7 protein-coding genes are annotated in these 6,190 nt (G+C 64.2%); 1 reads left to right on the top strand and 6 read right to left on the bottom strand.

Annotation, left to right across the window (positions count from 1 at the left end):
• Positions 1-116: 116 nt before the first annotated feature.
• The 6 genes from ACYP5B_RS05060 to ACYP5B_RS05035 form a co-directional block, all read right to left on the bottom strand.
• Entirely contained in the window at positions 117-437 is a 321-nt protein-coding gene (locus tag ACYP5B_RS05060; RefSeq protein ID WP_459568792.1) for a hypothetical protein, read from the bottom strand.
• 200 nt (positions 438-637) lie between these two features.
• The gene (locus ACYP5B_RS05055; RefSeq protein WP_400092013.1) at positions 638-1,222 is read right to left on the bottom strand and encodes a chromate transporter; all 585 of its coding nucleotides are present in this window, start codon (positions 1,220-1,222) and stop codon (positions 638-640) included.
• Positions 1,219-1,803, bottom strand: coding sequence for a chromate transporter (locus ACYP5B_RS05050; protein WP_400092011.1), 585 nt, complete (start codon positions 1,801-1,803; stop codon positions 1,219-1,221). The genes ACYP5B_RS05055 and ACYP5B_RS05050 overlap by 4 nt, the downstream gene beginning before the upstream one ends.
• A gap of 12 nt (positions 1,804-1,815) precedes the next feature.
• Positions 1,816-2,793: a Bug family tripartite tricarboxylate transporter substrate binding protein gene (locus tag ACYP5B_RS05045; protein WP_459568791.1), complete on the bottom strand. Its 978-nt coding sequence runs from the start codon at positions 2,791-2,793 to the stop codon at positions 1,816-1,818.
• Positions 2,794-2,892: 99 nt separating this feature from the next.
• Entirely contained in the window at positions 2,893-4,014 is a 1,122-nt protein-coding gene (locus ACYP5B_RS05040) for a mandelate racemase/muconate lactonizing enzyme family protein (protein ID WP_459568790.1), read from the bottom strand.
• 2 nt (positions 4,015-4,016) lie between these two features.
• On the bottom strand, positions 4,017-4,910 hold the full coding sequence (locus tag ACYP5B_RS05035; protein WP_459568789.1) for a TauD/TfdA dioxygenase family protein: 894 nt from the start codon (positions 4,908-4,910) through the stop codon (positions 4,017-4,019).
• A gap of 117 nt (positions 4,911-5,027) precedes the next feature.
• On the opposite strand from ACYP5B_RS05035, the gene ACYP5B_RS05030 reads away from it, so the two are divergent.
• Entirely contained in the window at positions 5,028-6,026 is a 999-nt protein-coding gene (locus ACYP5B_RS05030; RefSeq protein ID WP_459568788.1) for a LysR family transcriptional regulator, read from the top strand.
• Positions 6,027-6,190 lie beyond the last annotated feature (164 nt).

Genomic DNA, 6,190 nt, shown 5'->3' with positions numbered 1-6,190 from the left:
CCCTAAAGAAACAAGCCAAGAAACCCCAAAACCACGCGCTCTGAATCGGACATTTCAACTTGGCCAAACACCGGACGTCTCAATTTAGCCTGGACACACACACACACACACACTTGTCAGGGCCAAATAGTAATGTCCGCAACCAGCCCGGTGTGCAGACGCCCGTCGCGCCATGGCTGGTGAGCCAACGTCTTTGCCAGAAAGGGAAGATTGGTTTTCACACCGGCAATCTGCGTGGCTTGCAAGGCCTCTTGCGCCAGTGTGATCGCGCCGGGGCGATCTGCAGCATGGACGATGATCTTGGCGATCAGCGGATCGTAATATGGGCTGACCGTATTGGCTTGGCCATAGCCCGTCTCGGCCCGGATGCCGGGCCCGGCCGGTAGACATGGACATGCCGATGTTGCCGGCCGCCCCCGGCGGTTGTCTACAATCATCGGCTGTCCCCAAAGAGTGGAGATCTGTTCCGACACGAAGCGCGGCAGGGAATCGACGAGCCGCCAACGCCCGAAGAGCCGTAGTTGATCTTCCTGGGATAGCTACGGGCATAGCTGAGCAACTCGGACAAGGACTTTGCCGGAAACTTGTAGCCCGAAGCCCGATGCGATGGGCATTCCGCACGTCATGGTTCCGGCGTTCAAACCAGTCCGAACCACCCCAGCACGGCACCCGCGGCAAGCAGCCACAGCAGGTGCATCCGGAAACGCCAGATGATCAGGGCGGTGAACACCGTCAACAGCCATAGCCGCCAGTCCCGCGCCGCGTTGTCGTGAACGCTGGACAGCGTCCAGGCCGTCGCGATCAGCAGCGCGATCACGATCGGTGCCATACCCTGCCGGAACGCCTGCACGCCGCGCAAGCCGCGGTTGCGGTGGCCCCACCGGGCAGCGACGTAGGCCAGCGTGGAACTGGGCAGCAGGATGCCGGACATGGTTAGCACCACACCTAGCAGCGCCGTGGGGATGCCGCCCGCGTTCATGCCGATGTTCCATCCAAGCAGCGCGATAAACAGCACATTGGGACCCGGCGCTGCCTGGGCGATCGTCACCGATGCATTGAATTGACCGTCGTTGAGCCAGTGCTGCTGATCCACCAGGTAGCGGTGCATATCGGGCGCGGTGGTGATGGCGCCGCCGATCGACAGCAAGGACAGCGACAGGTAATGGGAGAACAGGCTCAGCCAGTCGCCCCACCCGAGCGTCAGCATCGGTGCCCCGCTCACGGTTTGAGCTTCCGGTAGCTGAGCAGGCAGGCGAAGGTGCCCAGGCCCAGCAGCACGTAGACGAGCGGCCAGCGCAGCAGCGCAACCGCGCCGAAGCAACCGGCGCCCAGTGCGATGGCAAGCGGGCGGCCCAGCGGATTGGCACGCAGCGCGCTCAGCAGTTTGAGCCCGGTGGCCGCGAACAGCCCTGCGGCCACTGCCCCGGTGCCGCGCAGCGCGCCCGCCACGCCGGGATGATCGGCAAAGCGCGCGTGTAGCAGTTCTAGCAAAACCACCACCACCAGCGGCAGTGCAAGGATGCCCGCCAGCGCAGCCATCGCACCGGCGAGGCCGAACGAACGGCCGCCGATCATCAGCGCCATGTTGACCACGTTGGGACCCGGCATGATCTGCGCCACCGCCCAGTCCTCGACGAACTCCTCGCGCGTCAGCCAGCGCTTGCGCTCCACCAGTTCCTGTTGCACCACAGCCAGGACGCCGCCGAATCCTTGCAGACCCAGCAGGGTGAAGGTCACGAACAGGTCGGCGGGGGAGCGGGGCTCGCGGCGGCCGGCGCCGCCTTCCGGCTGATTTGCACACATCGCGGATACGCCCTACTGCGTCTTGATGCCAAGTTGCTTGATGGTCTTGCCCCAGCGCGCCATGTCGGCCTCGACGATGCTGGCAAACCGCTCGCGCGGCATCGCTTCCACTTCAATCCCCTCGCCGCTGAGTCTCGCCACGACTTCAGGATCGTGCAGGACCTTGCCGACAGCATCATGCAGCTTCTGCACCACTGCCGGCGGCGTGCCGGCGGGCGCGAAAAAGCCATACCAGGGCGCGTATGCGAAACCCTTGATGCCCGCTTCCTCCATGGTCGGCAGGTTGGGCAATGCCGGCGAACGCTTCTTGCCTGAAGTGGCGATCGGACGGACCATGTCGGAATTGATAAAGGGCATCACAGCGGGAATCGTCAACAGCATGGACTGGATCTGGCCGGACACGAGCTCCGTCAGCGCCGGGCCGGAACCCTTGTACGGCACGTGCTGGAGATGGGTCCCGGTCATCATGCCGAGCACTGCCATGGGCAAGTGGCCGGCGCTGCCGATGCCGCCGGAGCCATAGTTGATCGAGCCCGGTTTGGCCTTGGCCAGCGCCAGGAAATCGTCCATGGTCTTGACCGGCAAGGTCTTAGTCACCACCAGGACGTTTGGCGTGGCGCCAATATAGGCGACCGGCAAGATGTCGCGCTTGGTGTCGTAAGGAAGATGGCTATAGAGTGAATCGCTGAAGACCAGGCCCATGTGGTGGATCATCAGCGTGTAGCCATCGGGGGCGGCACGCGCCAGCATGGCCGTGGCGATGGTGCCACCGGCGCCGCCCCGGTTATCAACGACAAAGGGCTGGCCAAGCTCGCGGCCCAGTTTCACCGCCATCACGCGCGCCACCAGGTCGACGGTGCCGCCCGCGGCGAATGGCGCCAGGATGGTGACCGGCTTGACGGGCCAGTCGGCCGCGCGGGCCGGCGCCGCCGCGATCGCGGCGAGCAGCGACAAGCCCGTGCAAAGAACAGAGAGCTTCCGTAAGGACATGCTTGTCTCCTGGTACCACTTTTGCCGTGGTTATATTTCTGCCGTGCTGCAATGGCACATGCGCTAGAAGCGCTAGAAGCGCTAGAAGCGCTAGAAGCGCTAGAACGCAAACCGGTAGCGCTCCACCTTCTCCTCGTCAAGTTCAACCCCAAGCCCGCAGCCGGCGGGAACGGCGGCCGCGCCGCTGCTCATATCGAGCTTGTGGGTCACGATGTCGTCCGCAGTCTTCAGCGGCCCCACGCATTCCAGCCCTTCCAGCACATCGGTGCTGGTGCATGCCAGCATGATTTCCGCCGCCGTGTTCACGCCCAGCCCGAACCCGTGTCCGATAACAACCTTCATGCCAGCCGCACTGGCGGTTTCCAGCATGCGCCTGCAGGTCAGGAAGCCGCCCTGCTTCATCACCTTGAGCTTGACGATATCGGCGCAGTTGGCGCGGATCACCGCGATCAGGCTGGCATGATCGGTGATCGATTCGTCGGCCATCACCGGGATGCCGATGGCCTGCCGCACTTTTGCCATGCCGGCAAGGTCGTCCTCAGCCACCGGCTGTTCCAGCAGTTGCAGGCCGATCGGTTCCAGCAAGCGGCCCAGCGCGATCGCCTCCTCGACGCTGTACCCGGCATTCGCATCGGCGCGCAGGGTCATGGTCGGCCCGACCGCGTCGCGCACCGCCGCAAGGCGATCGCGGTCGGCCTCGATGCCCCCGCCGACCTTGATCTTGGCCGAGCGGAAGCCGCGGTCAAACCATTTGCGGGCCTCCGCGGCCGCCTCGTCGGGCGGAACAATGCCAATCCACGCATTGAAGCGCACTGTGTCGACCACGGCGCCGCCCAGATACTGGTGCACCGGGATATTGAGCCGGCGCGCCAACATGTCGACGCAGGCCATCTCAATCGCCGCCTTGGCGTCCAGGTAACCTGAGCGACCCTGGTCCATGCGCTGCATCACCTGATGCGGATTGCCGGCGTCGCAGTTCTGCACCAGCGGCGCGAGTTCGTCGCGGATGGCCAGCAGCGACTGTTCGATGGTTTCCACTGAATAGCCGGGAGAGGGATCGATATTGCCCAGCCCGATCGAACCGTCTTCCGCAGTAAGGCGTACTAGCGCGCTCTTCTGCACGGTCTTGGTGACATAAGCATTGCGAAAGCCGGGGCCGACCAGGGGCACGGCCACGCCAAATACCTCGACGCGGCGAATGGGAAGGTGCAAGCCATCCATGTTCACGACTCCAGCGCCATGCCAGCCGAGGCCGGGTCGAAGGCTTCGATGGCGGGACCCTTGATCTGGGTGCGGTGCATGATGCGGGAGGCATTCGGATCAAATGCGTCGCGGCGGTGCAGCGTGCATCGGTTGTCCCAGAGGATCAGATCGTGCAATTGCCACTCCTGGCGGAAGGTGAACTCGGGCCGGGTGGCATGCTCCCATAGCGTGTCCAGCAGCGCATTGCTTTCGGCAAGGTCCATGCCCAGCACATAGCTGTTGCGGCGGCGGCCGAGGAACAGCGCGGGGCGGCGGGTATCGGGATGCGCGATGACCAGCGGATGATGCGCGCCCGGCGCTTCGCGCGGGTCGGTCACTTCCTTCATGCCCTTGCGCATCATGCCGGCGCTGTTGTAGGTGGCGTCGTGAATGGCGCGGCGTCCCGAAATCAACGCCTTGGTATGGTCTGGCAGGGTTTCATAGGCGAGGTACATATCCGACCAGAAGGTATCGCCACCGCCGGGCGGAATTTCAAGCGCGTGCAGCAACGCGGCGCGAGGCGGTCGCTCGACATAGGTCATATCGCAATGCCACACCGCCTCGCCGTCGCCCAGGTTGCCGATCGGCACGCCATCGACCTTGACATTGGAGATCACATTGATCTCCGGAAATTCGCTCAGGAAGGGCTTGCCGTACGGGTTCGGCCCCGGCGGATCGAGTTCTCCGAACAGCCGGCTGAAAGCCAGCAGTTCCGGATCCGACAGTGCCTGACCGCGAAAACGCAGCACGAGGTACCTGGCCCAGGCTTCGCGAAGCGCAGCCAGGACTTCGTCATCGACCGGCTGGCGCAGATCGATACCGCTAACTTCAGCGCCGAGACTGGATTGGAGCGGCGTCACGGAGATGCGTGTCATGGTGGCTGTCTATCCATGGTGAATTGGAATGGCCCCAATATAGACCTCGCCCCCGATAGCGTAAATGATATAGATTACGCATCCAGTTATGCTGCTTTCGTATCCCCTCCCCGTGCCATGCCATCTCTGCCGAACAAGCCGCTGCAGCGGCGCCATATCGAAGCCCTCGTCGCCGTGGGCGATAACCACTCCGTGCATCGCGCAGCACGCGAGCTCGGCGTGCCGCAGCCCGTTCTGTCACGTCTGCTTGCCGAGGCGGAGAACCTGCTGGGCGCCCGCCTGTTCGAACGCTCCAGTCACGGCAGCATGCCCACCGCGCAAGGCAAGGCGGTGCTGTCCCAGGCGCGATTCGTCCTGCGCGCGATCGAGCGGCTGAACGACGCCATCGCCGATCCGCAGCGCCGGCCGATCCAACTCGGGTGCATTCCGCGTGCCATGCACACCGTGATGCCCGGCCTGCTCGCCCGGCTCTATCCGGCAGTGCCGACCGATACGTCGGCACAGGCCGCCGACACGCCCTACCAGTTCCGCGTGGTCGAAGGCAGTTCAAAAATGCTGTTCGACCAGATCGCCACCGGGAGCCTGGATTTCGCCATCCTGCGCAGCACCACGCGCGACGACGGCGACGACCTTGTAGTGGAGCGTCTGTATGAGGAGCGCACGGTGATCGTCTGCGCGGCCGGTCACCCTACCATCCCGGCAGGCCCCATTCACCTGTCCCGCCTGCTGGGCCAGGGTTGGGCGCTACCCGACGCCGAGACCAGCTCGCGCGTGACCTTCGAAACGTTCTGGAACGAGCATGGCCTGCCCAGGATCCGGCCGGTGATCGAGACACGCTCCTTCGAATCCAACCTGGCCCTGGTCGCAGGCACCAGCCTGGTCTCGATCGCACCGGAATCCGTCGCCCGCAGCCATGTGGCATTCGGACTGCTGCGCATCGTCAAGCTACGGCGGCCACTTCCAGCGAACCCGGTGATGCTCGCCTTTAACCGCATGGCCATCGAGGATCCTTTGCTCGGCGGCTTTCGCGAGATGATTCACCAGACCGCGCGCGCGCGAATGAGCACGGCGCGGGCGGTGGCAGAAAATGCCGACCGCAATACGGCGCTACGCTGATGGCGGCCTTGAAGCGCTCCTCAAGCGCTATTTCCTTCCAAGGTGTGTAAGCAGGGAGAAATAGGCCTCGACCCACTCGGGCGTTGGCTTGTAGCAGGCGCCGACGAGGCATCCGGTGCGATGTGGATGTGCAGCAGCGCTGCGTTGACTTCTGGCAGGCCTCT

This window comes from Cupriavidus sp. 8B, from assembly GCF_054589115.1.
This window is presented reverse-complemented; position numbering and strand designations above follow the sequence as displayed.